Source organism: Kribbella sp. NPDC058245 (genome assembly GCF_042882005.1).
Classification (GTDB): domain Bacteria; phylum Actinomycetota; class Actinomycetes; order Propionibacteriales; family Kribbellaceae; genus Kribbella.
In genome coordinates this window covers 367,074-393,502 of record NZ_JBHVWY010000001.1, presented here as the reverse complement: position 1 = coordinate 393,502, position 26,429 = coordinate 367,074, and the positions used below count along the sequence as shown (strand labels likewise).

Sequence of the window (26,429 nt, the reverse complement as noted above, 5' to 3'; positions counted from 1 at the left end):
GGTCAGTCCTCCTTCCGCGAATCGTCGCCGTTGACCGCTTGGGATTCCTTGCCGGGCTGGTCGGACGGCCGCGGACCGGCCGCTGCCTCCGGCGAGACCGTGGTCTCGGCCGCGGCACCGTTGCTCCCGGACGAGCTGCCGTTCGGCGCCGTCCAGTTGCGCTCGCGGGCGAGCCGGAGGCCGGCCAGCGAAGCCTTGCCACCGGTCGGACCCTCGTCGGCGCGGCCGTCGGGGAAGCCCGCCAGCACGCGCTCGGCCTCGCGCCAGCTGCAGATGGTGGCACCGCGCGGCGACTTCACCTCGGTGCCCTCGCGCAGGTCGTCCACCAGCTGGGTGGCCGACTCCGGCGTCATGTCGTCGAAGAACTCCCAGTTCACCGTCACCACGGGTGCGTAGTCGCAGGCCGCGTTGCACTCGATGTGCTCGAGGGTGATCTTGCCGTCCTCGGTGGTCTCGTCGTTCCCGACGTCGAGGTGGCCCTTCAGCCGCTCGAAGATCAGGTCGCCGCCCATCACCGCGCACAGCGTGTTGGTGCAGACCCCGACGTGGTAGTCGCCGACCGGGCGGCGCTTGTACATCGTGTAGAAGGTCGCCACCGCGGAGACCTCGGCGCCGGTCAGCCCGAGCACCTCGGCGCACGCCTCGATGCCCTCGGGGGTGACCCGGCCCTCGACCGACTGCACCAGGTGCAGCATCGGGAGCAGGGCGGACCGGCCGACCGGGTAGCGGGCCGCCAGTTCGCGCATCTCCGCGATCGTGGTCTCGGTGATGCTCGAGTCACCGGTGCTGTAAGGCACCGGGACGTTGGTCGCAGTCGCGTGATCGTTGGCCATCTATCGGTCCACTCCACCCATCACCGGGTCAAGGCTGGCGACGGCGACGATCACGTCGGCGACCTGCGCGCCCTCGCACATGATCGGCATCGCCTGCAGGTTTGCGAAGGACGGGTCACGGAAGTGCACCCGGTACGGCTTGGTGCCGCCGTCGGAGACGACGTGGCAGCCCATCTCGCCACGCGGCGACTCGATCGCCACATAGGCCTGACCGGCCGGCACCCGGAAGCCCTCGGTGACCAGCTTGAAGTGATGGATCAGGGCTTCCATCGACTCGCCCATGATGTGCTTGATGTGGTCGAGCGAGTTGCCCATGCCGTCGCTGCCGACCGCCAGCTGGCTCGGCCAGCCGATCTTCTTGTCGGCCACCATCACCGGCTCGCCGTCCATCTTCTCCAGCCGGTCGGCGCACTGCGAGATGATCTTCAGCGATTCCCACATCTCCTGCAGCCGGACCCGGAAGCGGCCGTACGAGTCCGAGCTGTCCCAGGTCGGTACGTCGAAGTCGTAGGTCTCGTAACCGCAGTACGGCTGGGTCTTGCGCAGGTCGAGCGCGTAGCCGGTCGAGCGCACGGTCGGGCCGGAGATGCCCAGCGCCATACAGCCGGCCAGGTCCAGGTAACCGACGTTCTGCAGCCGCGCCTTGAAGATCGGGTTGGCGTTGCAGAGCTCGGCGTACTCGGGGAGGTGCTTGTTCATCCAGGTGATGTACTCGCGGATCTTGTCCAGCGCGCCCGGGGGCAGGTCCTGGGCGACCCCGCCCGGCCGGATGAACGCGTGGTTCATCCGCAGGCCGGTGATCAGCTCGAACAGGTCCAGCGTCATCTCACGCTCGCGGAACCCGATCGTCATCACGGTCAGGGCGCCGATCTCCATCCCACCGGTGGCGATGCAGACCAGGTGGCTGCTGATCCGGTTGAGCTCCATCAGGAGCACCCGCATCACATTGGCCTTCTCGGGGATCTGCTCCTCGATACCGAGCAGCTTCTCGACCGCCAGGCAGTACGCCGTCTCGTTGTAGAACGGCGAGAGGTAGTCCATCCGGGTCACGAAGGTGACGCCCTGGGTCCAGGAGCGGAACTCCATGTTCTTCTCGATGCCGGTGTGCAGGTAGCCGATGCCGCAGCGGGCCTCGGTGACCGTCTCACCGTCGAGCTCGAGAATCAGCCGCAGGACGCCGTGGGTCGACGGGTGCTGCGGTCCCATGTTGACGACGACGCGCTCTTCGGGCTCGTCACCGAGGCCGGCGACGACCGAGTCCCAGTCCTGACCGGTGACGGTGAAGACCTTGCCCTCGGTGGTGTCGCGAGTGGTCGCGTACGGATCTTGAGTCTCAGTCATCAGTTGTACGACCTCCGCGTGTCGGGCGGCGGGATGACGGCGCCCTTGTACTCGACGTCGATGCCGCCGAGCGGGTAGTCCTTGCGCTGCGGGTGACCCGGCCAGTCGTCCGGCATCTGGATCCGGGTCAGCGCCGGGTGCCCGTCGAAGACGATGCCGAAGAAGTCCCAGGTCTCGCGCTCGTGCCAGTCGTTGGCCGGGTAGACCGCGACCACCGACGGGATGTGCGGGTCGCTGTCCGGGCAGGACACCTCGAGCCGGATCCGCCGGTTGTGGGTGATCGAGAACAGGTGGTAGACCGCGTGCAGTTCGCGACCGGTCTCGTGCGGGTAGTGCACGCCGCTGACCCCGGAGCAGAACTCGAAGCGCAGGGCCTCGTCGTCACGCAGGTTCTGGCAGACCGCGACCAGGTGCTCGCGGGCCACGTGCAGCGTCAGCTCGTCGCGCTCGACGACGACCTTCTCGAGCGCGTCACCGCCGACCAGCCCCTCGAGGCGCTCGGTGGCGCCGTCGAACCACGAGCCGTACGGCTTCGGCGTACCGCCGGGAAGTGCGACCTGGCGGCGGAGGCCGCCGAAGCCGGAGGTGTCACCAGTACCCCGGACGCCGAACATGCCCTCGCGCTGATCGATGATCTCCGCGCCCGGCGTCTGTGCGTCGCTGCCAGGCGTGGTCGCCGGAAGGTTCTCCGGCTGCGTGTCACTCATCGGTTTCCTCGCTTCGCTCGTCGCCTCTGAGCGACAAGGTCACTGTGCTTTTCGGTTCCCTCGCTCCGCTCGGTCATCGAAGGAGACCCTTCATCTCGAGCGTCGGAGCGGCCGTCAGCGCGGCGATCTCCTGCTCGGACTGCAGCGCCTTCTTGTGCGCACCGAGCTTGCTGTGCTGGATCTGGTCGTGGATCTTCAGGAAGGCGTCCAGCAGCATCTCCGGCCGCGGCGGGCAGCCGGGCAGGTACATGTCCACCGGGACGATGTGGTCGACACCCTGGACGACGGCGTAGTTGTTGAACATGCCGCCGGACGAGGCGCAGACGCCCATCGCGAGCACCCACTTGGGGTTCGCCATCTGGTCGTAGATCTGGCGCAGTACCGGGGCCATCTTCTGGCTCACCCGGCCGGCCACGATCATCAGGTCGGCCTGGCGGGGCGAGGCCCGGAAGACCTCCATGCCGAACCGGGCGGCGTCGTACCGGGGCGCACCGGTCGTCATCATCTCGATCGCGCAGCACGCCAGCCCGAAGGTTGCCGGCCACAACGAGGCCTTCCGCATGTAGCCGAGCAGGCCCTCGACGGTGCCGAGCAGTACGCCGGCCGGAAGCTGTTCTTCTAGACCCATATCAGTCCCACTCCAGTCCACCGCGACGCCACACATAGGAGTACGCGATGAAGACGGTGACGATGAAGATGACCATCTCGATCAGCCCGAACAGCGCCATCTGGTCGAAGGCCACCGCCCACGGGTAGAGGAAGACGATCTCGATGTCGAACACGATGAACAGCATCGCGGTGATGTAGTACTTCACCGGGAAGCGCCCACCGCCGACCGGCTGTGGCGTCGGCTCGATGCCGCACTCGTACGAGTCGAGCTTGGCCCGGTTGTATCGCTTCGGGCCGACCAAGGCGCTCGTGACGATGCTGCCCAAGACGAAGAGCGCCGCGAGCACACCGAGAGCGAGGATCGGTACGTAGGGGTGCATCGCTCGGTGCTCCCTCCTTCAGCCGGTGGTCTGTGTTGGTGGTGTTCGTTGCAACCGACACTGTGTTATCAGTACCGGAGTGACTCAGCTCACTCGCCCCGCCGGTCAGGCCGACGGAGCAACCTTCGTGAGCCCGTTGATGATCTTGTCCATCACGTCGCCGTCGCGCGGGTCGGTGAGGTTGGCCAGCAACTTCAGGGTGAACTTCATCAAGGTGGTGCGCGGCAGACCGTACTTCGTGCAGAGCCGCATCACCTCCGGGTTTCCGATCAGCTTCACGAAGACCCGGCCGAGCGAGTAGTAGCCGCCCCACTCCTGCTTCAGCGCCTTCGGGTACGCCGACAGCGCACGCTCACGCTGGTTCGGCTGCCGGTGCAGCGCCTGGGCGGCGACCTCGGCGGCGAACATCCCCGACTCCATCGCGTACGGGATGCCCTCGCCGTTGAACGGGTTGACCATGCCGCCGGCGTCGCCGAGCAGCATCAGGCCGCGGGTGTAGTGCGGCTGCCGGTTGAAGCCCATCGGCAGCGCCGCCCCGCGGATCGGGATGGTCTGGAACTCGTCGCGGAACTGCCACTCCTCGGGCGTGTTCTTCAGCCACGCCTTCAGCAGGTCGCCGTAGTCGACCTTGCCGAAGGCCTCGGAGGTGTTCAGGATGCCGAGCCCGACGTTGACGGTGCCGTCGCCCATGCCGAAGATCCAGCCGTAGCCGGGCAGCAACAGCTTCTGGTCCGGCTGCTTGGGGTCGTCGGCCCACAGCTCGAGCCAGGACTCCAAGTAGTCGTCGTCGTGCCGCGGGCTGGTGAAGTACGTCCGGACGGCGACGCCCATCGGCCGGTCGTCGCGCTTGTGCAGGCCCATCCCGACGCTCAGCCGCGACGAGTTGCCGTCGGCCGCCATCACCAGGGGCGCCCGGAACTCGATGTCGGCGCCGTCGCGGCGGCCGTTGTCGTCGACCGGCTTCGCGGTCACCCCGACGATGAAGCCCTTGTCGTCGAGGATCGGGCCGGTGACGTTGGTCCGCTCGCGCAGCTGCGCGCCGGCCTTGACCGCCTGCCGCGCGAGCAGGTCGTCGAAGTCCATCCGGTTCCGGGTCAGGCCGTAGTTCGGGTGGCTGGCCAGATCCGGCCAGTCCAGCTGCAACTGGTGTCCGGCGCCCTGGATGCGGAGGCCGTAGTTGCGGATCCAGCCGGCCTCTTCGGAGATGTCGATACCCATGTTGATCAGCTGCTTGGTGCCGCGCGGGGTGATCCCGTCGCCGCAGACCTTCTCCCGCGGGAACGCGGTCTTCTCCAGCAGCAGCACGTCGAGACCGGCGTTCGCCAGGTGGTACGCCGCCGACGAACCCGCTGGTCCGGCGCCGACGACAATCACGTCCGCGGTCTCGGCCTGGGGCCCTGCCGACACGTCCTGGCTCATCTCATCCCGACCTGAAGTTGGGGGCTGCATGGCTCGTGAAGGGATTCACTAAGCCTGGTCATCCGACAGTCTAGGACTGCCTGACGCGGACACGAAACTCGCCCCAACCCCCTTGCAGACAAGCAAATTACGCGCGCTTTTCGTTGCGTAATTAAGCCGGCTTCACGGCCCGATGGATGGCCACCAGCCCACCGGTCAGATTGGCCCAGTGCACCCGGGTCCAGCCGGCCGCCTCGATGGTCCGGGCCAGCGGCTCCTGCGGCAGCCACGCCCGGGTGGACTCGGCCAGGTACTCGTAGGCCTCGGGGTTGGTCGACACCAGCTTCGCCACCGCCGGTACGGCGCGCATCATGTACTCGAGGTAGACGACCCGGAACGGTTTCCAGGTCGGGTGTGACTGCTCGAGGATGACGAGCCGGCCACCGGGCCGGGTCACCCGGAGCATCTCGGTGAGCGCGACAGTGACGTCGTTCACGTTGCGCAGGGCCCACGAGATCGTGACGACATCGAAAGTCTCGTCCGCGAACGGCAGGTGCAGCGCGTCGCCCGCGATCAGGTCCAGCTCGGGGTGGTTCCGCTTGCCGACCCGGAGCATGCCGACCGAGAAGTCGCACGACACCACCTCGGCGCCGGCCTCGCGCAGCTTGATGCTCGACGCGCCGGTCCCGGCCGCCAGGTCGAGGATCTTCATCCCCTTCCGCGGCGCGATCTCGGCCAGCGTCGCCGGCCGCCAGACCAGCTTCTCCAGCCCCATCGTCGCCACCGCGTTCGTGCGGTCGTACCCCTCCGCCACGTTGTCGAACATGGCGGCCACAGCATGCGGGTCTTTACTCAAGTCGGCGCGGGTCACCACCCCAGTCTCCCGCACCCCTCCCCCGCCCCCATCCGATGGGTTCACCCACGAGCTTGTGGGTTCTGTACCCGCATGCAGGTGCAGAACCCACAACCTGATGGGTGAACCCATGAGAGGGCGCGGGACGCGACGTTGATCACGGCTGCGACAGGCGCTGAAATTCGCTGGACATCCGGCAGTCGTACGCTGGCTTCTCGTGAGTGCATTCGCGGCTGCCGTGATCCGGCGCCTGAGCGCTAGCGAGGAGTGGTGCAGTGAGCTTGTCTGACCCGGTCCGATCCGGTCGTGTTCCGGCACCGCAGTTGGTCGTTCGCAGCCAGCCGGTGACAGGAGTGGCGAAGCAGCTGATCGATCACTTGCCGGCCGAGGGTGGGCTGAGCTGGGTGCGACGTGGCGACGGTCACATCGGCTGGGGAGTCGCGGCTCGCCTCGACGTTGCCGGTGGCAACCGCTTCCAGGACGCCGTGCTGTGGTGGCAGCAGCTGGTCGGTGCCGCCGTGGTGCGGGATGAGATCGGCGTACCAGGCTCAGGACTGGTCTGCTTCGGATCGTTCGGCTTCACCGACTCGGATCCGGCCGAACTGGTCGTCCCCGAGGTGATCGTCGGCCGTCGTGGTGGCACCACCTGGGTGACCACGATCTCCGAGGCCTCACTCGCCGCACCGCCCGATCTGGTCACGCACGAGGCCTCCCCCGTGTACGACGTGACGTTCTCCGACGGAGCGCGGTCCGGGACCGACTGGTCGAGCATCGTGGCCGACGCCGTGCAGCGGATCACCGCTGGTGAGCTCGAGAAGGTGGTGCTCGCTCGCGACCTGATCGCGATCGCCGAGCAGCCGATCGACCTGCGCTGGCCACTGCGCCGGCTGGCCGAGTCGTACCCGAACTGCTGGACGTTCTCCGTCGACGGCCTGATCGGCGCCACACCCGAGCTGCTCGTACGGCGGGAGAAGGGGCTGATCACCTCCCGCGTGCTGGCCGGGACAATCCGCCGTACCGGGGACGACGCGCACGACCTCGCGCTCGCCGCATCACTCGCGCGATCGTCGAAGGACCTCGAGGAGCACGAGTTCGCCGTACGGTCGGTGGCTGATGCTTTGAAGCCGCACTGCAAGTCGATGAACGTGCCCGAGACGCCCTTCGTGCTGCACCTGCCGAACGTGATGCATCTCGCCACCGACGTCGCGGGAGTCGCCAACAACGGCGCGTCCGCACTCGGCCTGGCCGCGGCACTGCACCCGTCGGCGGCAGTCTGCGGTACGCCGACGCCCGTGGCGCGCGACCTGATCGGCGAGATCGAGGGGATGGAGCGCGGCCGGTTCAGCGGACCGGTCGGCTGGATGGACGCGGCCGGGGACGGCGAGTGGTGCATCGCACTGCGCTGCGGTCAGGCCGATCCGGACGACGCCCGCCGGATCCGCCTCTTCGCGGGCGCCGGCATCGTCGCCGGCTCCGACCCCACCGCCGAACTGGCCGAGACCAACGCCAAGCTGGTCCCGATGCGAGACGCACTCGGCGACTAGGCGATTTCTGCGCGCGGTAACTTGGTTTTCGAGTGCCGGGGCGGTTCCGGTGGCACGTACTGAGGAGACTGATGAAGCTCACGAAGTTTGCGCACGCGTGTGTTCGGTTGGAGAAGGACGGGAAGACGCTGCTGGTCGACCCGGGCTCGTTCAGTGAGGACGCCGTGTTCGAGCGCGCCGACGCCGTACTGGTCACGCACGAGCACCAGGACCACCTCGACATCGAGCGCGTGAAGGCGCTGAACGTCGCCGTCTACACCAACGCCGGCGTCGCCGCCCAGCTCACCGAACTCGGTGACCTCGTGCACGTCGTCGAAGGCGGCCAGTCCTTCGACGCGGCCGGCTTCGCGGTCAGTGCCTACGGCAAGGACCACGCCGTGATCCTGCCCGAGTGGGGCGTCCCCTGCGAGAACATCGGCTTCCTGATCGACGACGCCGTCTACCACCCCGGCGACTCCTTCACCCAGCCCGACCGCGCCGTCCACACCAACCTGGTCCCCATCTCCGGCCCCTGGTTCGCCCTCCCGCCCGCCGTCGACTACGCCCGCGCCGTCAAGGCCGAGCAACTAGTAGGCATCCACGACGGCTTGTTGAGCGAGATCGGCCTGGGCATGATGCCCCGCTTCCTCAACACCGACGACCGCCCCTACCAAAAACTAGCCCCCGGCGACTCCCTAACCATCGCCTGACGACCCCCCGGCCATTTCAACGGCTATCCGTTGAAATGGCCCCTTCTCCCCTCAAATTTTCAGGGGAGAAGGGGCAAACTCAGGGGAGATCCGTCCAAATGCCCGCGGGGCGGATCGCGGGGCGCGGCCGAGCCGCCAACCGGGGGCTTGAACAAGAACTGGTGGGTGTGAACAGGTCATTACTTGTTCAAGCCCACCGCACGGGGTGCGAACCCCCGACAAAGGAACGAGTCAGGGGCGGGTGAAGCGGCGTAGGTCGGCGACGGGGATGAAGCCGAGGCGTTGGTAGACGCGGTGGGAGTCGGGGTTTCCGAGGTCCGTGCGGAGGCAGACTTCTGCGTCCTCTGAGAAGAGTTGAGCTAGATGGGCGGTCATCGCGCTGCCGTAGCCATGGCGGCGGGACTCCGGTGGGGTGTAGATCGGACCTAGCCGTACGACGCCGTGCAGCACCGGGCGGTGAGCGCCGAGCGTTACCGGGCGGCCGTCGTCTTCGAGCAACCACAGGCGGTCCGCCGCAATCAACGCCTGGACCGATTGCAGCAGGTTGGTGGATCGGTCGCCGGGGACCCAGCCTCGGCGGGTGTCTTCGGTGTGGGCCATCTCCGCCAACCAGCCGGCGCACAACTCGGCGTCAGAAAGGGCTGCCAGGCGGGGTGTGCCGACCGGGGGTGGCGGCTTCAGCTCGGAGAGGCGGTAGAGGCGGACGCCACCGACTTCGCGGAACTGCTTGCCCGTGGCAACTGACCAGGCGGTGGCGAAGGGTTCGACGTCGGCACCTTCGAGGGCGGTGGCATGCGGGGCAACCTGAAGGAGCGCAGCGACCAAGGCGTCCGGCGGATCCGGTACGTCGCCCAGCCGGATGCCACGCGGTTCGCGGGCTACTGCGAAGCCGCCGGGGACTTCGACGAGGGTGCCGCCGTGGTCGAGTTCTTCAAGCAGAGCAAGGTGCTCAGGTAAACGCATAGCCGACGAAGTCCTGCACGGGGCGGTACCCGATCGCGGCATAGATCTTGTTGGAGGTCGGGTTATCCAGGTCGGTGTTCAGGCAGACCTCATCGCCAGCAGCTCGCAACACCTGAGTGACGTGAGCAGTGAGAGCACTGGCATACCCGTGGCCTCGATCGGCCGGCGGCGTGTAGACCGGTCCAACGCGGACAGCACCGAAGACCGGACTCTGGTGACCGACCAGCGTGACCGCCCGTCCGGCGTTCTCCCAGAGCCAGAGGCGCTCGCGCTCCACGCGCTGCTGCAAGAACCAGCGGTCGACCGCTGGACCTTCCACGGGGTGACCGAGCTCGAGGCGATAAGCGCTGAACATCGGCGTCAGGACATCCAGGTCGGCCTCGGTCGCGAGCCGCGGTGCACCCTCGGCCTGCTTCGCGACGAAGTCGACCAGCACGTGCAGCCGCGAGCGATCGACGACAGCGAACGAGCGGCCGGTGCGCGCGCCGTACTGCTCGGCGAACAGCTTCGCCGCCTCTTCCGTCCCATGCACGCTCCGGGCATGCGGCACAGCCTCAGCCAGTACGTCGACCACCGGCGGCACGAGCTCGACCGGCAGCCCGCCCAGCGCGATCCCGCGCGTCGCGGTCCAGACGGCCACTCCGATCACCTTGTCGTCATCGGAGTGCACCGAGACGTAAACAGGTGGTTCGGGGTCGCTCATGATGCCGCGAACCCGATCGGCGACATTGGTCAGGATCTGCGTATTGAGTACCGGATCACGTTGCAGGAAAGGAAAAACGAGATCCTGAAAGGCGACCGCGTCGTACGACGCCCGCGCGATCATGCGATGAACTCCAGGACGACGAAGTCGGCCAGCGGGCGATAGCCGGCCTGGTGGTAGATCTTGTTCGAGGTGGGGTTGGCGAGGTCCGTGTAGAGGCAGGCTTGGTTGCCGCTCGCAAGGATCTCCGCGGTGACGTGACTGGTGAGCGCACCGGCGTACCCGTGCCGGCGGTGCTCGGGCGGCGTGTAGACCGGACCGACCCGGCAGACCTCGAAGATCGGCCGGTGGTAGCCGACCATGCTCACCGGCTCGCCGTCGACCTCCCAGATCCACATCGTGCCTTCGTCGAGCTTGTGCTCCGCCCAGTCGACGGTGTCGTCGCCCAGCTCCGGGAAACCGTCCTGTCCCCAGGCCGCGACCAGCTCGATGTCCTCGGACCGCATCAGCCGCGGCACCCCGACCTCGGCGCTCAGCGGAGTGTGCGTCTCCAGTTTGTGCAGCCGGGTCCGCATCACCTCCTGCACGTCGCAACCACGCCGCTCGCACCAGCGCTCCGCGAACCGCTCGGCCGCCGCCGCGGCACCGGCAACCCCACCCGGTACGGCGTCGTCGTACTCACCCTCGGACACGACTCCGTCGTACAGGTCGAGGTACTGATCGGCGACCATGTCGACAAGGTCGGTCCGTAGTGACCCGAGGTAGACGCCGCGGCCCGGGGTGCGCATCGCGACCCCGATCACGTCACCGTCATGGACCGACACGAAGTGTGGCGGGATGTCGTCGACCGGGCGGATACCGACTGCCCTTTCGTGCACATTGCTGAGGATGACGGTGTTCAGCACCGGATCCTGTTGCAGGAAAGGGAAGGCGAGCTGCGAGAAGCCGGCGGGGTCACTGGTCACCTGGACGTGCACGCGGACGAGACTACGCCTCCCAGGGGACAACCGGCCGCCGATTTACACTGCGACCATGTCCACCACGCGGTTGCTGCTGCTCGGGATCGTCCGGATCTTCCAGCCGGCCTACGGGTACCAGCTGCGCCGCGAGCTGCTGACCTGGAATGTGCAGGAGTGGGCCAACATCAATCCGGGCTCGATCTACACCGGGCTGCGGACGCTGGCCAAGCACGATTTCCTCCAGGAGATCGAGGAAGGTCCACACCATCGGCCGGGGCGGACGTCGTACAAACTGACGCCGGAGGGCGAGGCGGAGTTCTTCTCGCTCCTGCGGCAGCATCTGTGGACTGTGGACGGCTTCCACCCGGATCGCATGCAGGCCGCCCTGAGCTTTCTGTGGACGCTGCAGCGCGACGAGGTGCTGACCGCGCTGGAGGCACGGATCGCGCAGCTCGACGCGCAACTGAAGGCGGTCCCGTTCAACGAGCGCGAGATCCTGGCGGATTCCGGTACGCCGAACCAGGTCGTCGAGATGCTCCGGATCGGCGCGTCCCGCAACCGGGGCGAGCTCGAGTGGACCCGGGAGTTCCGCGAACGCATCGTCGGCGGTGCCTACTCCTTCGCCGGCGAACCCCCGGACTGGTACCCGGACCCCACCCTCCTCACCCACTGGCGCGACCGCCCCACCCCGTAGCGTCCGAAAACACGCCGACCACGGCCGCCCCACCCCCTCCTGACCCCACCCCATTTGCCTGGCTAGCCACCCACATCAGGGGTTCTGCACCGTGGTTAAGGGTGCAGAACCCCCTATCTGCGTGCCTAGCCAGCGAAATGGGGTCAGGCCGAAGGGTGGGTATTCAACTTTGACTAATCAAGATTGAGTGCGCAGACTGAGGTCATGATGATCGAAGCTCGCGGACTCGTCCGCACGTTCAAGACCCGGCGGGGACCGGTCGAGGCGGTACAGGGGGTGGACCTGGCGGTCGCCGACGGCGAGATCGTAGGTTTCCTCGGGCCCAACGGGGCCGGCAAGACGACGACGATGCGGATGCTCGCGACGCTGATCCAGCCGACCAGCGGCTCCGCGACCGTGGCCGGGTGTGACCTGGCGAAGGACCCGGTCGGCGTACGGCGCCGGATCGGCTACGTGCCGCAGGGCGGGTCCACGCTGCCCGAGGCGATCGCCGGTGACGAGGTCGTCGACCACGCCCGGCTGTACGGCGTACCGAAGGCTGAGGCTGCTACTCGCGGTCAGGCGCTGTTCGAGGAGCTGGACCTGCCGGGGCTGTGGCGGCGGCAGTGCAAGACGCTGTCCGGTGGTCAGCGGCGGCGGCTCGACATCGTGATGGGGCTGATCCACGACCCCAAGCTGATCTTCCTGGACGAGCCGACGACCGGACTCGATCCGCAGGCCCGCGCCAACCTGTGGGAGCACATCCGCGGGCTGCGCGACCGGGGCGCGACGATCTTCCTCACCACGCACTACCTGGACGAGGCGGACGCGCTCTGCGACCGGATCCTGGTCATCGACCACGGCAAGATCGTCGGCTCGGGCCGTCCGGAGGAGCTGAAGCAGCAGGTCTCCGGTGACGGCGTCCGGCTCGATCTGGCCGACGCTGCCCAGGCACCTGCGGTCGCCAAGATCGTCGCGGAGCTGGACGGCGCAGTGGCGATCGAGACCGACGGAGTGACGGTGAACTTCCGCGTCCCGCGTGGCGGCTCGGTGCTGCCCGGACTGCTGCGGTCGATCGACGCACAGGGCATCGAACTGGAGGGGGTCGAGGTGCACCGGCCAACGCTGGACGACGTGTTCCTCACGATGACCGGACGGTCACTGCGCGACGAGGGGGCGGCAGCATGACGGTACTGCGGGAGACGTGGATCGTATTCAACCGGGCGATGCGGCTGTCGCTCCGGAACCCGATGTGGTCGATCCTGATGCTCAGCCAGCCGCTGATGTACCTGTTCCTGTTCGGCCCGCTCCTGAAGCCGATCACCGCGCAGATCAGCCAGGGCGCGACCACCAACGCCTACCAGGTCTTCATCCCCGGTCTGATCGTTCAGCTCGGCATGTTCGGCGCCATGTTCGTCGGCTTCGGTCTGATCGCCGAGTACCGCGCCGGCGTGATCGAGGCCGACCGGGTCACTCCGGCATCCCGGATAGCCCTGATGGCAGGCCGGGTACTGCGGGACGTCGTCGTACTGGTTGTGCAGTCGGTGTTGTTGCTCGTGGCAGCACTACCGCTCGGGCTGCGTGCACCCTGGAAGGGCGTGCTGCTGTCACTGGTGATCGTGGCGCTGCTCGGCGCGACCTTCGCCTCGCTGTCGTACTCGGTGGCGCTCATCACCAAGAGCGAGGACGCACTGGCTCCGCTGCTCAACGGGATCGCCATGCCGTTGCTGCTGCTGTCCGGCATCCTGCTGCCGATGCAGATCGGCCCCACCTGGCTGCAGCGGCTCTCCGACATCAGTCCGCTGAAGCACGTGGTCAACGGCGTCCGCGCAATGTTCCGAGGCGAGATCGCCAGCAGTGCAGCACTCTGGGGCCTGTTCTGGGTCGTGCTGCTGACAGTCGTCGGACTGGCCGTCGGTGCTCGTACCTTCAGGAAAGAATCCGCTTAGCTTTTTGTTCATCAGGGCGTCGCACGGGCGGAGTAACGTCCGCCTGTGCGCTCGCCGGTGGTTCGTGGAGTGGTCGGCTCTGTCGTTGTCGCCGTGACCAGTCTGGTGACCTCGACGGTGCCTCCGTCGTCGTGGGTGGCGACGTTCCCGATCACTGGTGACCTGCGCACCACACTGGCCGGGCGGATGATCGCACTGGCCTTCATGGTGGCCGGGCTCGGTCTGATGGCGTGGGCGTGGCTGGAGATCGGCCGCAACGTCATGGCCGGCCAACGACCCCGGCTGGTGCGAGTGGCGACGTACTGGAGTCTGCCGCTGTTGCTGATCCCGCCACTGTTCAGCCGGGACGCGTGGAGCTATGCGGCCCAGGGTGCACTGGTCGCCAAGGGGTTCGACCCCTATGCGGTCGGACCGGCTGCACTGTCCGGCCACATCGTGGAGGCGGTCGATCCGCGATGGATGGAGACGCCAGCGCCGTACGGGCCCTTGCCGCTCGCGTACGGCGGTCTGATGGCGCACCTGACCATGGACCCGTATGTCCTGATGCTCGCGCATCGTCTGCTGGCCGTGATCGGCATCGCGCTGATCGCCTGGACCGTACCGCGGCTCGCTACTGCTTGCCGGGTCGATCCGGTGTTCGCCACCTGGCTGGTGGTCGCCAACCCGATGCTGCTCATGCATGGGATCGGCGCGGCCCACAATGACATCCTGATGCTCGGTCTGGCCTGCGCTGCCTTCGCACTCGCCCTGACTGGCCACTGGGGTACGGCGGCTGTCGTGGCTGGCATCTCTGCCGCTGTGAAGCTCCCTGGTGGGCTGGTGGTGATAGCCATCGCCGCAGTGATGAGTCCAATGGGCGGGCGGCTCTCCCGGTTCGCCAGTCTCGCTCTGGCGGGAGCGGTCTCCGTACTGTCGCTGGTGACGGTCGGTGCGCTCACCGGTGTCGGATCCGGCTGGCTGAACGCGCTCGACGTACCAGGGCTGGTGCGGTCGCCGTTCTCGATCGCCAACCTGGTCGGCGATGCCGCTCACGGCATCCTCGGGCTGTTCGGTCAGGACACTGCGGCAGAGCAGTCGCTAGAGGTAGTGAAACTCGCCGGCATGCTCATCGCGATCACTCTGATCGCCGTACTGAGTCTGCGGTCGTCGATCCACCATGCGGCCCGTGCGGTCGGCATTGCGCTGCTGGCGATCGTCCTACTCGGTCCGACCGCCCATGACTGGTACTTCCTGTGGTGCCTGCCGTTCCTGGCCGTGGCGCGACCCGGTCGGCGGCTGGTCACCACCATCACGGCAGTCAGCCTGATCTTCACGATCGCTGCGCCACTGAACTCCTCACTGCGCGGTGCGACGATTCCGATCCTCACCACGACCGCACTGGTGATCGCGGCCGTCGCTCCGCTGCTCAACCGGCTGCGGACTCTCCACCCAGTGCGCGCAAGGCCTCAACGAGCTCCTCAGCCAACGGTCGGTGCGTAGACCGCGGTACGCGGGCCTCCACCACGTCGATACCGGCCACAGTCGCCGCCAGCGCAGCCTGCAGGTCCGCTGCGTTCTCCACCAACTGGTACGGCGTTCTGGTCGCCGCGCAGAGTGCACCGAGGTCGGTGTTGTGCGGCGTACCGAAGACGCGCTCGAAGTGCGACGCGTGGGTCGGGTCGCCCTGCTCCAGCGTGGAGAAGATCCCGCCACCGTTGTCGTTGACCACCACGATCCGCAGGTCGGGCCGCGCCTCGTCCGGGCCGATGACCAGCCCGTTGGAATCGTGCAGGAAGGCGAGGTCACCAATCAGCGCGTACGTCGGTCCTGCGTTCGCGAGCGCGGCGCCGACAGCGGTGGAGATCGTGCCGTCGATACCGGCCAGACCGCGGTTGGCGATGGTGCGGATCGGGACGATCGGAGCCAGGTCGAGATCGCGGACCGCGTTCGAGGAGGCGACGACGAGCATGCCGTCGGCACCAGCCGCGGCACCGACCAGCGCAGCGACACCCGGTCCGGTGAGGCTGTCCGCGAGCAGCTTGTCGATCGCCGGGCGAGCCGTCTGGTCGGCGTGCTGCCAGCGCTCCAGCCAGTCCGTGGTGTCCGGCCCAGCGACCTCGAGCCCGGTGACCACGGCCGCAGCCCGGCGAGCCGGGTCCGGCCACAGACCGGTCGGCGCAACCACGATCACCTCGACGTCAGCCCGGGCCAGCAGCTTCGAGATCGGCCGGGACAGCGTCGGGTGCCCGAACACGATCACCCGCTCGATCTCAGTCGTGAGATCGCTTGCCTGGAGCAACAACCGGTACGCCGAGATGACGGCGGGCCCGGTCCTGGCCCGGCTGGACGGCTCCGCGAACAGGGGCCACCGACCGCCCTCCGCCGCCAGCCGCGCGGCCTGTGAGGCACCGTCGCCTGCGACGACGACAGTCTTCGGTCCGGGCGCGACAGTCGAGGGCTGACCAGCTGCAGCATGTATGGCGGTCCACGGGCCGGTGCTGCGACCGCCCAACGGCTCCGGCCAGTCCTCACCGGCAGTCGGTACCAGGGGCTCGGCCAGCGGGCAGTTGAGCTGCACCGGCCCTGGGTCTGCCGACCGGGCACCAGTCGCGTTGGCCACGGCGCGTGCGACCTGTGAGCGCCAGTAGGCGACCTGACCGACCTCTCGGACCGGAGTGCCCAGCTCGTGGAACAGGCGCACGGCTGAGCCAAACACCTTGAGCTGATCGGTGGTCTGGTTCGCACCGGCACCACGTAGCGCGGGCGGTCGGTCTGCGCTCAGCACGATCAACGGCAGCCCGCTGTGTGAGGCCTCCAGGACAGCCGGGTGCAGGTTGGCGACCGCCGTACCGGACGTTGTCAGCACGGGCACCGGCAGACCGGTTCCCCGGATCAGTCCGATGGCCAGGAAGCCCGCCGTACGCTCGTCGATCCGGACGTGCAGCCGCAGCCGGCCGGCGCGGTCTGCCTCAGCGAAGGCGAGTGCCAGTGGGGCGCTGCGCGAGCCCGGGGAGACCACGGCCTCCCGGACGCCGCAGCGGATCAGCTCGTCGACCACCACGGTGGCGAACGCAGTGGACGGGTTCATCCGGCACTCCTCTGTTGCACTCTGGACAGGCGCTGTTCCCACACTGCAGTCCGCTCCGCATCAGCCCGGTTGGCTTCAAGCTGGTCCGGCTGTACCCGCTCGACCGGCAGGAAACCGTCCACCGGCAGCAGGGGCTCGCTGACGACCTCGCTGGTGAACATGGAGACGGTGGCGAGACCGCATGCATACGGCAGCTCTGGAAGAGCCGCTGCGAGTGCGACGCCGGCGGCGATACCGACTGAGGTCTCCAGTGCGGAGGAGACGACGACTGGGAGACCGATCTGTTCCGCGATCTCCAGGCAGGCGCGGACCCCGCCGATCGGCTGCACCTTGAGCACTGCGATGTCAGCCGCTTCGAGCTTCTTGACCAGCAAGGGGTCCTCGGCCCGGCGGATCGACTCGTCCGCTGCGATCAGAACGTCGGTACGACGTCGCACCGCGGCCAGATCCTCGACCGCGGCACACGGCTGCTCGACGTACTCGAGATCGAAGCGGGCAAGCTCTTTCAAGCTGTGCAGTGCCTGATCGACAGACCAGAGGCCGTTGGCGTCGATGCGCACCTGACCGTCGCCGATCGCGTCACGGACGGCCTCTATCCGCGCTATGTCGTCAGCCAGCGTCTGGCCGGGTTCTGCGACCTTCACCTTGGCTGTGCGACAGCCCGATGCTCTGACGATCGCTGCGGCCTTCTCCGGACCGACTGCGGGGACAGTGCAGTTCACCGGTACGACGTCGCGCAGTGGCGCCGGCCAACCGTCGTACGCGGCCTCATGTGCGGCGCGCAGCCAGGAGACCGAGGTGGCGTCGTCGTAGTCGAGGAACGGGCTCCACTCGGCCCAGCCGGCAGGGCCTTCGAAGAGCATGCCTTCGCGGACGGTGATCCCACGGAACTTGTTCTTGAGCCCGATCGAGTAGGTAATCACAGCAGCGCCTGCCGATCGACCTTGCCGGAGGCAAGCATCGGCAGCGCGTCCAGCCGGTGCACGTCACGCGGTGCCCAGGTTCGGGGCAGCACCTCAGCCACGAAGTCCCGCAGCTCGTCCCGGCTCGGCTCCCCCACGACGTAGGCGATCACCCGGGTCCCCCACTCCGCATCGGGTACTCCGAGCACCACAGCATCTTTCACATCCGGGTGCTCGAGCAGGCGAGCCTGCACTGTCGGCAGGGTGATGTTCACTCCCCCGGAGATCACCACGTCGTCGATGCGGCCGATGACTCGCAGCCGACCGTCGACGAGCTCACCGCGGTCCTGCGTGCGGAACCAACCGTTCTGCAGTACCTCTGCCGTCAGCTCAGGCCGCAGACGGTAGCCGGAGAACAGCGTGCTGCCCTTGATCAGGATGCGGCCGTCCTCGAGTGCTACCTCAGTGCCGGTTAGTGGTTGACCGGCGTACACGCAGCCGCTGCCGGTCTCAGTCATCCCGTACGCCGGAATCGCGGTGACGCCGGCTTCGACCGCCCGGGCCTTCAGCGGGGCCGGAGTGGCCGCACCACCGATGATGATCGCGTCGAACGCTCGCAGCGCGTCCACGTCAGTGTCGAGGTAGCGGGCCAGCTGGGTCGGCACCATCGCGGTATAGCGACGGGAGCCGGTCATGGTGGCGGTGGACTCACTGAAGCTGTCGCCGAGCAGCACTGGCGTCTGACCAGCCAGGACCGACCGGGTGAGGATCTGCAGACCGCCGACGAAGTAGGGCTTCATCGGGAGCAACCACTGGCCCGGTCCGCCGAGCCTCTCGTGGGTTGCCTCCGCTGACGCGACCAGCGCGGCCCGGGAGAGCAGGACACCCTTGGGCTCGCCGGACGACCCCGAGGTGGTCAGCACCACAGCGCAGTCGTCCTCCAACGGCTGGTCCGGTGCAGCAGCACGCCGTACTCGCTCCGCAGCGGCTGGATCGTCCGGAACCGGGGCAAATGGGGGCCCGCTGCCATCCAGTACGGCGGTCACGGCCGACAGCACGGCGTCCGCCGTACCGGGGACCAGATGGAGGGTAGCCATAACAGTCCGAGCGTACGGCTGAAAGAATCCCTGTCCATGGCCACCCCTGCGCAGTGGATCGAAGGCGCGCGACCCCGCACACTCCCCGCCGCCGTCGCCCCCGTCCTGGTCGGAACGGGCGCTGCGGCGTACCTGGACTCCTTCGTCTGGTGGAAGGCTCTGCTGGCCCTGGGCGTCGCCCTGGCCCTGCAGATCGGAGTCAACTACGCCAACGACTACAGCGACGGCATCCGCGGCACGGACGAGGTCCGGGTCGGGCCGCTGCGCCTGGTGGGCTCCAAGGTCGCCACTCCGGGACAGGTGAAGACCGCAGCGTTCACCTGCTTCGGTGTCGGCGCCGTACTGGGCATTGTGTTGTCCGCCACCTCCAGCTGGTGGCTGCTGGTCGCCGGTGCAGCCTCACTGCTCGGAGCGTGGTTCTACACCGGCGGCAAGCGCCCCTACGGGTACCGCGCACTGGGTGAGGTCAGCGTCTTCCTGTTCTTCGGACTGGTCGCAGTGCTCGGTACGACGTTCGTCCAGGCCGAGAAGCTGAGTTGGGTTGCAGTGGCCGGCGCAGTGTCGGTCGGCGCGATCGCCTGCGCCCTGCTGGTCGCCAACAACCTGCGCGACATCCCCACCGACACCGTCACCGGCAAGCGCACCCTGGCCGTCGTACTGGGCGCTGCGAACTCACGGAAGCTGTACGCCGGACTGATCGCGCTGGCGTTCGTCCTGGCCGCTGTCTCGGCGCTGGCGACCCCGTGGACGCTGGTCGCGTTCATCGCCGTACCGCTGGCGATCAAAGCGACCCGCACTGTGCTCAGCGACGCGGTCGGCCCGGCCCTCATCCCAGTGCTGCAGGGCACTGGTCTGACGGAGCTCGTCTACGCCGTCGGACTCACCATCGGGCTCTTCATCGCCTCGTAGTCCGGGAGCTCCAGCGCACCCTTGGCCTCGGCCAGCTCGTCGTTCGACATCGCACCACTGCGAAGGGCCGCGTTGCGAGCGTCGATCAGCTCCTGAGTCCCTGGGGTCAGCCCACTGCGCCCCTTCTCGACCAGAGCCTGGTTCTGCTCGACGAAGCCCCGGATGCGCCGCTCGAACGCCGCGAAAGCCTCGGCGTGATCAGCGTGCGTCGCCAGCTCACCAGCCAGGACGTACGCCCCGACCAGCGCGACACTCGACCCCTGCCCCGACATGAACGAGGTCGCGTACGCCGCGTCTCCGACCAGCGCGACCCTGCCCTTCGACCACGTTGGCATGTGGATCTGGCTGACCACGTCGAAGAACAGGTCATCCGCTTCCTGCATGGCGGTCACGAGCTGTGGCACGTACCAGTCCGTCTCCGGAAAGGTCGACGCCACCAGCTCCCGCTGCGCCTCCGGATCGCGGAAGGCGTCGTACGGCGGCTCCTCCAGCTGGAAGTTGAGGAACCCGTGCACGGGTTGGTCGGGGTTGTAGGCATACAGCACGGCCGCGCGACCGGGCTTGTTCCAGATCACGCCTTCGTGGCTGAGGCCGAAGGTGTTGGGCAGAGTGAAACCGGCGAAGGCGTAACCGATGTAGCGGTGGAACTGCTCCTCCGGGCCGAAGACCAACCTGCGGGTATTCGAGTGCAGGCCGTCGGCACCGATGACCAGATCGAAACTCTGCTCGTCACCACTGGCGAAGACCACGTCGACGCGGTCGCCACGGTCGTCCAGCTGGGCGATCGAGTCCCCGAAACGGAACTCCACCCGATCGCGGATCGGTCCGTAGAGCGCGTCGGTCAGGTCGCCCCGCCGTACCTCCAGGTCGACCCCCTCGGTGCTGCCGGTCAGCGTTTCCGGCTGGATCGTGGCGATCGGTCCACCGTCCGGCTCCACAAAGCTGATCGCCTGAGTTCCGACATGCGCCTTGGTCAGCTCGGGCAACAGCCCCATCCGGTCGACCACCTCCCGCGCCGTACCGCGAATGTCGATCGCGTAGCCGCCGCCCCGGACGGCGTCGTTCTTCTCCACCACGGTGACGTCGAAGCCGTAGCGGTCGAGCCAGTAGGCGAGGGCCGGGCCGGCGATGCTGGCACCGGAGATGAGCACGCTGCGAGTCATGATGCATCCTCCGAGAAAGATAGGTACTTTAGGTATCGATCTCCCTCAGCATATACATACCTAAGTTAGGTAATCAATGCCCGATGACGACGACCTGCTCGACGTACTCCCCCGGCTCGGCCAAATCGGCACCGCGCTCGGCCGCGGCCGTCTGGTCCAGGAGGCCACCGAAGCGACCGGCCTCAACCTGGACCGCCCGGCCATGACGATCCTGATGACGCTCGCCACCGCCGACGCCCCGATGCGCATCGGCGAGATCGCCGACCGCATGCAGGTCGTCGGCCCCCACGTCACCCGCCAGGTTCAGGCCCTCGAACAACGCGGCCTGGTCCAACGCGTCGCCGACCCCAACGACAAACGCGTCAGCCTGATCGAACCCACCCCCACCGGCGCCGAAGCCGCCCGCGCCTACACAGCCACCATCTTCGGCTGGTTCCGCGAAGTCATCGCCGACTGGCCCGACCAGGACCGCAAGAACCTGGGCCGTCTCCTCAACAAACTGGTCGACGACATCACCACCCGGCTGACATAAAGGACACCGCCTTCGGCGCGTTCTCGTGTGGTCCGCCCTCGGCGGTCGCGTGACCTGGTGCGGCGCGGGGAGTGGCCGCCTTTGCGGAGAGTTACTGCCACTAAATGGCAGCAGATGCACACAAAGCGCGGAGGTGGATCGAACCACGAACCTCGAGTTGTGATGGCCTTGGGGGTCCGCAAACCAGCCGACGACGTCACCGCCAAAGTGACCTGAGATCAGCCAGCCATCGACCGGAAGTGAGCAGCAAGCGAGGCGACGACCTCGCGCGCCGCATCACCATGCAGGCAAGCGGCATCCAGTACGTCGTAGATCTGGCGGTAGTACTGAATGTCCGACGGAGAGGTGATGTCGACTGCGCCGCTCTCCAGTTCGATCTGCACCAGGTGATCGTCGAAGATGGAGAACCCGTGAATCGGCGCGAGCGGCAGTCGCCGGTCAGCCGCAAGGATTCCCACCTCAACCGTTGGAAGCGTTGACAACTGGGCGATCCGGTCCATCTGTACGGCGAGGACATCCGGCTCGGCGACCAGCCGCCGGAGCGCATCCTCCAGAAGCACATAGGTAAAGCGCTGCGAACCGGTATAAAGCTTCTCCTGGCGACGCAGCCGAGCCTCCACGCCACCACTGACATCAGCCGTCGCGTCCGGGCCACCGGACAGCATCACTCGCGCATACTCCGCCGTCTGCAGCAATCCCGGCACGATGCTCGGATCCAGCCGCCGGATCACCGCCGACCGAGCCTCAAGCTCCGAGAGATCCTGCTGCCCGCCGGCGATGCCGCTGCGCTGGAGCGTTCGCCATCCGCTGACCGTGATCGTCAGCGACTCGATTCGGGCGATCAGCCGACCGGTCTCGCGTGAGTCAGCGCCCGCCGTCTCCGCGAACGCCCGCACCTCCGCGACGGTCGGCAACTGATGACCGTTCTCGATCTTCGACACCTTCGGCTGGGTCCGCCCAAGGCGGTCGGCAACGACTCCCCCGGTGAGACCAGCGCGCCGCCGGAGCGCGCGGAGCTCCTGCCCGAACGCCCGGCGCGCCTCCACCGGATCCGTCACCGCACCGCCCTGCGCCAGTTCCCCAACCACTTCCCGAACGGAACAGCCGAGGCCCACAGCTGGTTGCGCAGGGCAACATATCGGGCGACCGTCGCTGGCTCTTCAACGACGTCCGCACGGTCGAACCGCCCATCGGGGGCGTAGCGCATCAACGCCACAGCGGTGTCATCGAAGAGCCAGAAGTCGCCAGTCACCGACGCGTTTCCGGCGAGCTCCGATCCAGGTTCGAGGATCGCGATCTCACGGCCGGCGACCGCGTGATGCGGGTAGACCCAGTCGATGCTCAGACGCTGGTCGATCGTCAGCGGCCGTTCGACGAGGCGAACCAGCGTCGTACGGCGTCCCGACTCGACCAGTCCCTTGACGAACTCCACCCCCGGGATCGGCGACCCGAGGACGTAGGCGCCGGCCGCGTAGTCGGCCAAGCGCTCAGCATCCTGCCCGACGGCGTAGCCGGGCAGTGTCTCCAGCCGGAACGCCTCACCCCTGAACTCGTCGAACAGTTCGTCGAACCGCGCCACGTTCCTCCTGTCGTCAGAGTTCACCAAGCTGAGTGGCCAACGAACGTAGCAGTGCCTTCGGCACGGCAACCAACCCCTCACCCAACGGCGGCGTCAGCGGCGCATCCGGCACGAGATATCCCTGCACCAGAACGAGATCTCCATCGGTCACATGGACCGCAGGGCAGGTCTTCCCGTCGTTGCACTGACCATCCGACGGAACCAAAGTCTTGATCTTCATCCACACTCCCATCCGAGGCGAGTCTCGACCGTACCGCCAGAATATTCTCAACACAAGAATCTATTCTCTTGCCACAGGAATATTCTTCGAGTAAGAATATTCCTGTGCTGCCCGCCCTTGGATACGCCAACACCCAGTTCGCGTTCGAGCCCGCAGAGATGCGCCTCTCGCTGACCGAATATGCGCAACTGCGCGGACGGCGGTTGTGTGCCATCTACCTGGAAGAGCCGTCCGATCTGCCGGACACGTTCCGGAGACTCGTCGAGCATGCGGACCGACTGAGGATCCGGATGATCGTCGTACCGAGCCTTCATCACCTGGCGGCTCTCGGAGATCCGTCGGCAGTGAGGCGACACCTGGAGTACCTGATCGGTGGCGAGGTAGCCGTCGCCGCCGATCGTCCCCCGAACGACGGGGCCGACGTGCTGATCCCTGCATCCGCGTCGGCCCTGTCCTCCACCTCTGGGCTCGCCCCCGATGTGACCGGATCTCGACCACGGCTGTCACCACCATGACCACCCGCATCGCGTGCGCGGCAGCGCACAGGACCGGGCGGTGGCCCGGGAAGGTCTACTGGGGTTCGCGCCACTCACCAGTAGTGGCGAAGGTTTCGAGCGTGGCCAGGTAGGGGGTGATGTCGATGTTGCTGGTGCGGAGCCAGGCTTCGTCGTAGTAGGTGTTGCCGTAGCGCTCGCCGCTGTCACAGAGCAGGGTGACGACGCTTCCGCGGACTCCGGTACGGCGCATTTCGGCGGCCAGGCGGAGGGAGCCCCAGAGGTTGGTCCCGGTGGAGCCGCCGACGAGGCGGCCGGTGACCCGGGAGCAGAACTGCATGGCGGCGATCGAGGCGGCGTCGGGGATGGCGATCATCCGGTCGACGACGCCGAGGATGAAGGAGGGTTCGACGCGGGGGCGGCCGATGCCTTCGATGCGGGAGGGGCGGCCGGTGGCGAAGTCGTTGTCGCCGGACTCGAAGGCGGGGAAGAACGAGGAGTTCTCCGGGTCGACGACGGCGATCGAGGTGTCGTGGCGCTGGTAGCGGACGTAGCGGCCGATGGTGGCCGACGTACCGCCGGTGCCGGCGCCGACGACGATCCAGGTCGGGACCGGGTGCTGTTCGAGTGCGAGCTGGCTGAAGATCGACTCGGCGATGTTGTTGTTGCCGCGCCAGTCGGTGGCGCGCTCGGCGTAGGTGAACTGGTCCATGTAGTGGCCACCGGTCTCCTCGGCGAGCCGCTTGGCCTCGGCGTAGATCTGGCCGGAGCGCTCCACGAAGTGGCAGCGGCCGCCGTAGAACTCGATCAGCTCGATCTTCTCGGGGCTGGTCGACGCCGGCATCACCGCGACGAACGGGAGCCCGAGCAGCCGCGCGAAGTACGCCTCACTGACCGCGGTGGACCCGCTGGACGCCTCGATCACCGGCGTCCCCTCGCTGATCCACCCGTTGCACAGCGCATACAGGAACAGCGACCGCGCCAACCGGTGCTTGAGCGAACCGGTCGGGTGGACGGACTCGTCCTTCAGATACAGGTCCACACCGGTAACAGCCGGCATCGGGAACACATGCAGGTGCGTGTCCGCACTGCGGTTCGCATCCGCCTCGACGATACGAATCGCCTCGGACACCCAGGCGCGGGCCTTCTCGTCCCGACGATCCACCTCACGACACATACCGCTGTCACTCATGCGCAGCAGGTTAGGTGCTCCGTCAAGAAATGGGTATTCCGCGCCTGCCGGACATCAGCTATCGGCCCGCTCCGGGGGCTGATCGATGTTCTGCTCACGCTTGCGCTGCTCGGCCCGCAGCCGCTCGACCTCCTCGACCAGCTCGACCAACGCCTCCTGCTCGGGCTTCCCCTTGTACCGTCCGATCCCCAGGTTGAAGCAGTTCCGCTCGTACTCGACCGCGTCAGCCGTCTGCTGCAGGTAGAAGCTCCGTTCGCGGAACTTGAAGTACCCGGTGAACCCAGCCGCCAGGCCCACCGCGAACGTCGTACCGACACCGGCCCATCGCAGCGCCTCGTCAGCCAGCGAAAGACTCGTCACAGCGGTCGCAGCCAGCGAACCGACGATCACGGTCGACTGGAGGTAGTTGTTGATTCGGCGGTAGTACGCCGCGCTCCTGCGCAATGTCTCGAGCTCACCGCCGAGCTCGTCCCAGTACGCGTACTGGCGTGGCAGAGTCTGCCCGGCCAGCCCAGCCAGCAGATGGACCTTCTGCTCACGCGCCACAGCCAGTTCGAGCTCCAGGTCTTCCGGGAGCGGGGGAGCATTCCCATCCGACCGCCCGAACCCGTACGCGGCCAGCCCTATCACCATGGCCGCGATGGCCACTCCGAGCGGCCAACCGATGAGCCGCTTGTCAACGCCGAACTGCGGAGAGATCCCGAGTGCCAGTGCGGCAAAAGTTGCGAAGGGGAGTCCGACCAGCGCCAGCCGGACTCCGCGCCGAACTGCCCGAGCTTCACGCAGTTGTCGTTCGAGGGTCAGCAGAGTGCGGTTGAGCTCCAAGAGGTTGTCGACGCCGCTTGCCACCAGTTCTCCCTGTTCGACCGTCCACGCCGGCCCGTCAGACTAACCGGGCGCTGCGGTCACTGCGAGCCAGGGCACGGCGGCGTCGGAGCTGCCACCGCGCCCCGATCTCTGCTCAGCAGTCGCGGATTCGGCTGTACGTCGCCGGGCCGGGGTAGGCGACCCAGGTGCTGGTGCCGAACAGGGCGGCGACCACAACACCGTCCTTGATCTGTTCGTAGTGCAGGTGGGGTGCGGTGACGTTGCCCGTACCACCCACGTGGCCGATCTGCGTGGTGGCGGCGACCTGGTCGTTGACCGCGACCGCACGGTCCTGCAGGTGCGCGTAGAGGGTGTGCCAGCCGTCGCCGTGGGCGATCTCGATGTAGTTGCCATAGCCACCAGCGTCGTACGCCGAACGCACCACCGTGCCGGCGTCACTCGCCTTGACCGGCTTGCCGAGGTCGTCAGACCCGGAACCCCAGTTGAGGTCGACGGCGTAGTACGACGGGCTGTGACCGGTGCGGCTCGCGCCGGACCAGTTCTCGCCACACCGGAACGGCACTCGCAGCAGGGGTCGCGCGGTCGGCGACATCGTGACCGCGGCTCGGACGGCAGCAGCCTTCTCAGGCGTTACGGCGGCCGCTCGCTGAGCCTCGTAGCTCTGCGGAGCGGGTGCGACCTCCTCCGGTACGGCGGCGCCGACGGAGACCGCCGGCGTCAGAGTCAGGGCAGCCAGAGCGACTACCGCAGTGAGGGCAGGACGGATCATCAGGTCCTCCAGGGGCGGTTGGAGAGTTTGTCGCACCAAGCGTGAGCGCCAACGGCCGTCCACGCGAGCAAATCGG

Annotated in this window: 29 protein-coding genes; 9 read left to right on the top strand and 20 right to left on the bottom strand. The window is 67.4% G+C overall.

Going from position 1 to position 26,429, the window contains the following annotated elements; translation table 11 throughout:
- Nucleotides 1–2: 2 nt before the first annotated feature.
- The 7 genes from nuoE to ACFVWG_RS01810 all read right to left on the bottom strand — a co-directional run bounded on the left by nuoE (nt 3) and on the right by ACFVWG_RS01810 (nt 6,139).
- Nucleotides 3–833 (bottom strand): NADH-quinone oxidoreductase subunit NuoE, encoded by an 831-nt coding sequence (gene nuoE, locus ACFVWG_RS01840; RefSeq protein WP_391541225.1) that lies wholly within the window; start codon nt 831–833, stop codon nt 3–5.
- Nucleotides 834–2,174 carry an NADH-quinone oxidoreductase subunit D gene (locus ACFVWG_RS01835; protein ID WP_391541224.1) on the bottom strand — a complete coding sequence of 447 codons (1,341 nt, stop codon included), beginning with the start codon at nt 2,172–2,174 and terminating at the stop codon, nt 834–836. It lies immediately after the preceding gene.
- Nucleotides 2,174–2,881, bottom strand: a complete 708-nt coding sequence (locus ACFVWG_RS01830) for an NADH-quinone oxidoreductase subunit C (protein WP_391541223.1) — start codon at nt 2,879–2,881, stop codon at nt 2,174–2,176. Before ACFVWG_RS01830 ends, ACFVWG_RS01835 begins: the two co-directional genes overlap by 1 nt.
- A 73-nt stretch (nt 2,882–2,954) precedes the next feature.
- Nucleotides 2,955–3,509 carry a NuoB/complex I 20 kDa subunit family protein gene (locus ACFVWG_RS01825; RefSeq protein WP_391541222.1) on the bottom strand — a complete coding sequence of 185 codons (555 nt, stop codon included), beginning with the start codon at nt 3,507–3,509 and terminating at the stop codon, nt 2,955–2,957.
- A 1-nt stretch (nt 3,510) separates the two neighbouring features.
- Nucleotides 3,511–3,870: an NADH-quinone oxidoreductase subunit A gene (locus tag ACFVWG_RS01820; protein ID WP_391541221.1), complete on the bottom strand. Its 360-nt coding sequence runs from the start codon at nt 3,868–3,870 to the stop codon at nt 3,511–3,513.
- 105 nt (nt 3,871–3,975) lie between these two features.
- Nucleotides 3,976–5,289: a geranylgeranyl reductase family protein gene (locus ACFVWG_RS01815; RefSeq protein ID WP_391541220.1), complete on the bottom strand. Its 1,314-nt coding sequence runs from the start codon at nt 5,287–5,289 to the stop codon at nt 3,976–3,978.
- Nucleotides 5,290–5,440: 151 nt separating this feature from the next.
- Entirely contained in the window at nt 5,441–6,139 is a 699-nt protein-coding gene (locus tag ACFVWG_RS01810) for a demethylmenaquinone methyltransferase (protein WP_391541219.1), read from the bottom strand.
- A gap of 257 nt (nt 6,140–6,396) precedes the next feature.
- On the opposite strand from ACFVWG_RS01810, the gene ACFVWG_RS01805 reads away from it, so the two are divergent.
- The gene (locus tag ACFVWG_RS01805; RefSeq protein WP_391541218.1) at nt 6,397–7,665 is read left to right on the top strand and encodes an isochorismate synthase MenF; all 1,269 of its coding nucleotides are present in this window, start codon (nt 6,397–6,399) and stop codon (nt 7,663–7,665) included.
- Between the two features lie 71 nt (nt 7,666–7,736).
- Nucleotides 7,737–8,354, top strand: a complete 618-nt coding sequence (locus ACFVWG_RS01800) for an MBL fold metallo-hydrolase (RefSeq protein WP_391541217.1) — start codon at nt 7,737–7,739, stop codon at nt 8,352–8,354.
- 231 nt (nt 8,355–8,585) lie between these two features.
- On the opposite strand, the gene ACFVWG_RS01795 is transcribed toward ACFVWG_RS01800, so the two are convergent.
- From ACFVWG_RS01795 to ACFVWG_RS01785, 3 genes are read right to left on the bottom strand one after another with little or no spacing between them, the layout of a single operon-like run.
- Entirely contained in the window at nt 8,586–9,317 is a 732-nt protein-coding gene (locus tag ACFVWG_RS01795) for a GNAT family N-acetyltransferase (protein ID WP_391541216.1), read from the bottom strand.
- The gene (locus tag ACFVWG_RS01790; RefSeq protein WP_391541215.1) at nt 9,304–10,143 is read right to left on the bottom strand and encodes a GNAT family N-acetyltransferase; all 840 of its coding nucleotides are present in this window, start codon (nt 10,141–10,143) and stop codon (nt 9,304–9,306) included. Before ACFVWG_RS01790 ends, ACFVWG_RS01795 begins: the two co-directional genes overlap by 14 nt.
- A complete protein-coding gene (locus tag ACFVWG_RS01785) occupies nt 10,140–10,997 on the bottom strand; it encodes a GNAT family N-acetyltransferase (protein WP_391541214.1) in 858 nt (285 codons plus the stop codon). The genes ACFVWG_RS01790 and ACFVWG_RS01785 overlap by 4 nt, the downstream gene beginning before the upstream one ends.
- A 55-nt stretch (nt 10,998–11,052) precedes the next feature.
- Here ACFVWG_RS01785 and ACFVWG_RS01780 point away from each other — a divergent pair, with 55 nt between their 5' ends.
- The 4 genes from ACFVWG_RS01780 (at nt 11,053) to mptB (ending at nt 15,080) form a co-directional block, all read left to right on the top strand.
- Nucleotides 11,053–11,673, top strand: a complete 621-nt coding sequence (locus tag ACFVWG_RS01780; protein ID WP_391541213.1) for a PadR family transcriptional regulator — start codon at nt 11,053–11,055, stop codon at nt 11,671–11,673.
- Nucleotides 11,674–11,877: 204 nt separating this feature from the next.
- A complete protein-coding gene (locus ACFVWG_RS01775) occupies nt 11,878–12,840 on the top strand; it encodes an ATP-binding cassette domain-containing protein (protein ID WP_391541212.1) in 963 nt (320 codons plus the stop codon).
- Complete coding sequence (locus ACFVWG_RS01770; protein ID WP_391541211.1) at nt 12,837–13,601, top strand: ABC transporter permease; 765 nt, start codon at nt 12,837–12,839, stop codon at nt 13,599–13,601. Before ACFVWG_RS01775 ends, ACFVWG_RS01770 begins: the two co-directional genes overlap by 4 nt.
- 45 nt (nt 13,602–13,646) lie before the next feature.
- On the top strand, nt 13,647–15,080 hold the full coding sequence (gene mptB, locus ACFVWG_RS01765; protein ID WP_391541210.1) for a polyprenol phosphomannose-dependent alpha 1,6 mannosyltransferase MptB: 1,434 nt from the start codon (nt 13,647–13,649) through the stop codon (nt 15,078–15,080).
- Here the strand turns inward: mptB and menD are convergent.
- Genes menD through menE form a run of 3 tightly spaced genes read right to left on the bottom strand, consistent with a single transcriptional unit; the run spans nt 15,007 to nt 18,667 of the window.
- Nucleotides 15,007–16,668, bottom strand: a complete 1,662-nt coding sequence (menD, locus tag ACFVWG_RS01760; protein WP_391541209.1) for a 2-succinyl-5-enolpyruvyl-6-hydroxy-3-cyclohexene-1-carboxylic-acid synthase — start codon at nt 16,666–16,668, stop codon at nt 15,007–15,009. The genes mptB and menD overlap by 74 nt on opposite strands.
- Nucleotides 16,665–17,591, bottom strand: coding sequence for an o-succinylbenzoate synthase (locus tag ACFVWG_RS01755; RefSeq protein ID WP_391541208.1), 927 nt, complete (start codon nt 17,589–17,591; stop codon nt 16,665–16,667). The genes menD and ACFVWG_RS01755 overlap by 4 nt, the downstream gene beginning before the upstream one ends.
- Nucleotides 17,588–18,667 carry an o-succinylbenzoate--CoA ligase gene (menE, locus tag ACFVWG_RS01750; protein WP_391541207.1) on the bottom strand — a complete coding sequence of 360 codons (1,080 nt, stop codon included), beginning with the start codon at nt 18,665–18,667 and terminating at the stop codon, nt 17,588–17,590. The genes ACFVWG_RS01755 and menE overlap by 4 nt, the downstream gene beginning before the upstream one ends.
- Before the next feature lie 36 nt (nt 18,668–18,703).
- On the opposite strand from menE, the gene ACFVWG_RS01745 reads away from it, so the two are divergent.
- Nucleotides 18,704–19,576: a 1,4-dihydroxy-2-naphthoate polyprenyltransferase gene (locus ACFVWG_RS01745; RefSeq protein ID WP_391541206.1), complete on the top strand. Its 873-nt coding sequence runs from the start codon at nt 18,704–18,706 to the stop codon at nt 19,574–19,576.
- Here ACFVWG_RS01745 and ACFVWG_RS01740 read toward each other — a convergent pair.
- Entirely contained in the window at nt 19,534–20,739 is a 1,206-nt protein-coding gene (locus tag ACFVWG_RS01740; RefSeq protein WP_391541205.1) for an FAD-dependent monooxygenase, read from the bottom strand. The genes ACFVWG_RS01745 and ACFVWG_RS01740 overlap by 43 nt on opposite strands.
- A gap of 76 nt (nt 20,740–20,815) precedes the next feature.
- Here ACFVWG_RS01740 and ACFVWG_RS01735 point away from each other — a divergent pair, with 76 nt between their 5' ends.
- Nucleotides 20,816–21,271, top strand: coding sequence for a MarR family winged helix-turn-helix transcriptional regulator (locus ACFVWG_RS01735; protein ID WP_391541204.1), 456 nt, complete (start codon nt 20,816–20,818; stop codon nt 21,269–21,271).
- A gap of 218 nt (nt 21,272–21,489) precedes the next feature.
- Here ACFVWG_RS01735 and ACFVWG_RS01730 read toward each other — a convergent pair whose 3' ends face one another.
- The 3 genes from ACFVWG_RS01730 to ACFVWG_RS01720 are packed head-to-tail and all read right to left on the bottom strand — an operon-like array spanning nt 21,490 to nt 23,070.
- The gene (locus ACFVWG_RS01730; protein ID WP_391541203.1) at nt 21,490–22,359 is read right to left on the bottom strand and encodes a helix-turn-helix domain-containing protein; all 870 of its coding nucleotides are present in this window, start codon (nt 22,357–22,359) and stop codon (nt 21,490–21,492) included.
- The gene (locus ACFVWG_RS01725) at nt 22,326–22,850 is read right to left on the bottom strand and encodes a DUF6879 family protein (RefSeq protein WP_391541202.1); all 525 of its coding nucleotides are present in this window, start codon (nt 22,848–22,850) and stop codon (nt 22,326–22,328) included. The genes ACFVWG_RS01730 and ACFVWG_RS01725 overlap by 34 nt, the downstream gene beginning before the upstream one ends.
- Before the next feature lie 13 nt (nt 22,851–22,863).
- Nucleotides 22,864–23,070: a hypothetical protein gene (locus ACFVWG_RS01720; RefSeq protein ID WP_391541201.1), complete on the bottom strand. Its 207-nt coding sequence runs from the start codon at nt 23,068–23,070 to the stop codon at nt 22,864–22,866.
- Nucleotides 23,071–23,174: 104 nt separating this feature from the next.
- On the opposite strand from ACFVWG_RS01720, the gene ACFVWG_RS01715 reads away from it, so the two are divergent.
- Nucleotides 23,175–23,585 carry a hypothetical protein gene (locus ACFVWG_RS01715; protein WP_391541200.1) on the top strand — a complete coding sequence of 137 codons (411 nt, stop codon included), beginning with the start codon at nt 23,175–23,177 and terminating at the stop codon, nt 23,583–23,585.
- 55 nt (nt 23,586–23,640) lie between these two features.
- Here the strand turns inward: ACFVWG_RS01715 and ACFVWG_RS01710 are convergent, their stop codons facing one another.
- The 3 genes from ACFVWG_RS01710 to ACFVWG_RS01700 form a co-directional block, all read right to left on the bottom strand.
- The gene (locus tag ACFVWG_RS01710) at nt 23,641–24,756 is read right to left on the bottom strand and encodes a PLP-dependent cysteine synthase family protein (RefSeq protein WP_391541199.1); all 1,116 of its coding nucleotides are present in this window, start codon (nt 24,754–24,756) and stop codon (nt 23,641–23,643) included.
- A gap of 54 nt (nt 24,757–24,810) precedes the next feature.
- Nucleotides 24,811–25,605, bottom strand: a complete 795-nt coding sequence (locus ACFVWG_RS01705; protein WP_391541198.1) for an SLATT domain-containing protein — start codon at nt 25,603–25,605, stop codon at nt 24,811–24,813.
- 112 nt (nt 25,606–25,717) lie between these two features.
- Complete coding sequence (locus tag ACFVWG_RS01700; protein ID WP_391541197.1) at nt 25,718–26,353, bottom strand: M23 family metallopeptidase; 636 nt, start codon at nt 26,351–26,353, stop codon at nt 25,718–25,720.
- Nucleotides 26,354–26,429 lie beyond the last annotated feature (76 nt).

Bases quoted from the DNA above. Each gene is read 5' to 3' on its own strand.
- nuoE (WP_391541225.1), bottom strand. From the start codon at position 833: ATGGCCAACGATCACGCGACTGCGACCAACGTCCCGGTGCCTTACAGC.
- ACFVWG_RS01835 (WP_391541224.1), bottom strand. From the start codon at position 2,174: ATGACTGAGACTCAAGATCCGTACGCGACCACTCGCGACACCACCGAG.
- ACFVWG_RS01830 (WP_391541223.1), bottom strand. From the start codon at position 2,881: ATGAGTGACACGCAGCCGGAGAACCTTCCGGCGACCACGCCTGGCAGC.
- ACFVWG_RS01825 (WP_391541222.1), bottom strand. From the start codon at position 3,509: ATGGGTCTAGAAGAACAGCTTCCGGCCGGCGTACTGCTCGGCACCGTC.
- ACFVWG_RS01820 (WP_391541221.1), bottom strand. From the start codon at position 3,870: ATGCACCCCTACGTACCGATCCTCGCTCTCGGTGTGCTCGCGGCGCTC.
- ACFVWG_RS01815 (WP_391541220.1), bottom strand. From the start codon at position 5,289: ATGAGCCAGGACGTGTCGGCAGGGCCCCAGGCCGAGACCGCGGACGTG.
- ACFVWG_RS01800 (WP_391541217.1), top strand. From the start codon at position 7,737: ATGAAGCTCACGAAGTTTGCGCACGCGTGTGTTCGGTTGGAGAAGGAC.
- ACFVWG_RS01795 (WP_391541216.1), bottom strand. From the start codon at position 9,317: ATGCGTTTACCTGAGCACCTTGCTCTGCTTGAAGAACTCGACCACGGC.
- ACFVWG_RS01790 (WP_391541215.1), bottom strand. From the start codon at position 10,143: ATGATCGCGCGGGCGTCGTACGACGCGGTCGCCTTTCAGGATCTCGTT.
- ACFVWG_RS01780 (WP_391541213.1), top strand. From the start codon at position 11,053: ATGTCCACCACGCGGTTGCTGCTGCTCGGGATCGTCCGGATCTTCCAG.
- ACFVWG_RS01775 (WP_391541212.1), top strand. From the start codon at position 11,878: ATGATGATCGAAGCTCGCGGACTCGTCCGCACGTTCAAGACCCGGCGG.
- ACFVWG_RS01770 (WP_391541211.1), top strand. From the start codon at position 12,837: ATGACGGTACTGCGGGAGACGTGGATCGTATTCAACCGGGCGATGCGG.
- menD (WP_391541209.1), bottom strand. From the start codon at position 16,668: ATGAACCCGTCCACTGCGTTCGCCACCGTGGTGGTCGACGAGCTGATC.
- menE (WP_391541207.1), bottom strand. From the start codon at position 18,667: ATGGCTACCCTCCATCTGGTCCCCGGTACGGCGGACGCCGTGCTGTCG.
- ACFVWG_RS01745 (WP_391541206.1), top strand. From the start codon at position 18,704: ATGGCCACCCCTGCGCAGTGGATCGAAGGCGCGCGACCCCGCACACTC.
- ACFVWG_RS01740 (WP_391541205.1), bottom strand. From the start codon at position 20,739: ATGACTCGCAGCGTGCTCATCTCCGGTGCCAGCATCGCCGGCCCGGCC.
- ACFVWG_RS01735 (WP_391541204.1), top strand. From the start codon at position 20,816: ATGCCCGATGACGACGACCTGCTCGACGTACTCCCCCGGCTCGGCCAA.
- ACFVWG_RS01720 (WP_391541201.1), bottom strand. From the start codon at position 23,070: ATGAAGATCAAGACTTTGGTTCCGTCGGATGGTCAGTGCAACGACGGG.
- ACFVWG_RS01710 (WP_391541199.1), bottom strand. From the start codon at position 24,756: ATGAGTGACAGCGGTATGTGTCGTGAGGTGGATCGTCGGGACGAGAAG.
- ACFVWG_RS01700 (WP_391541197.1), bottom strand. From the start codon at position 26,353: ATGATCCGTCCTGCCCTCACTGCGGTAGTCGCTCTGGCTGCCCTGACT.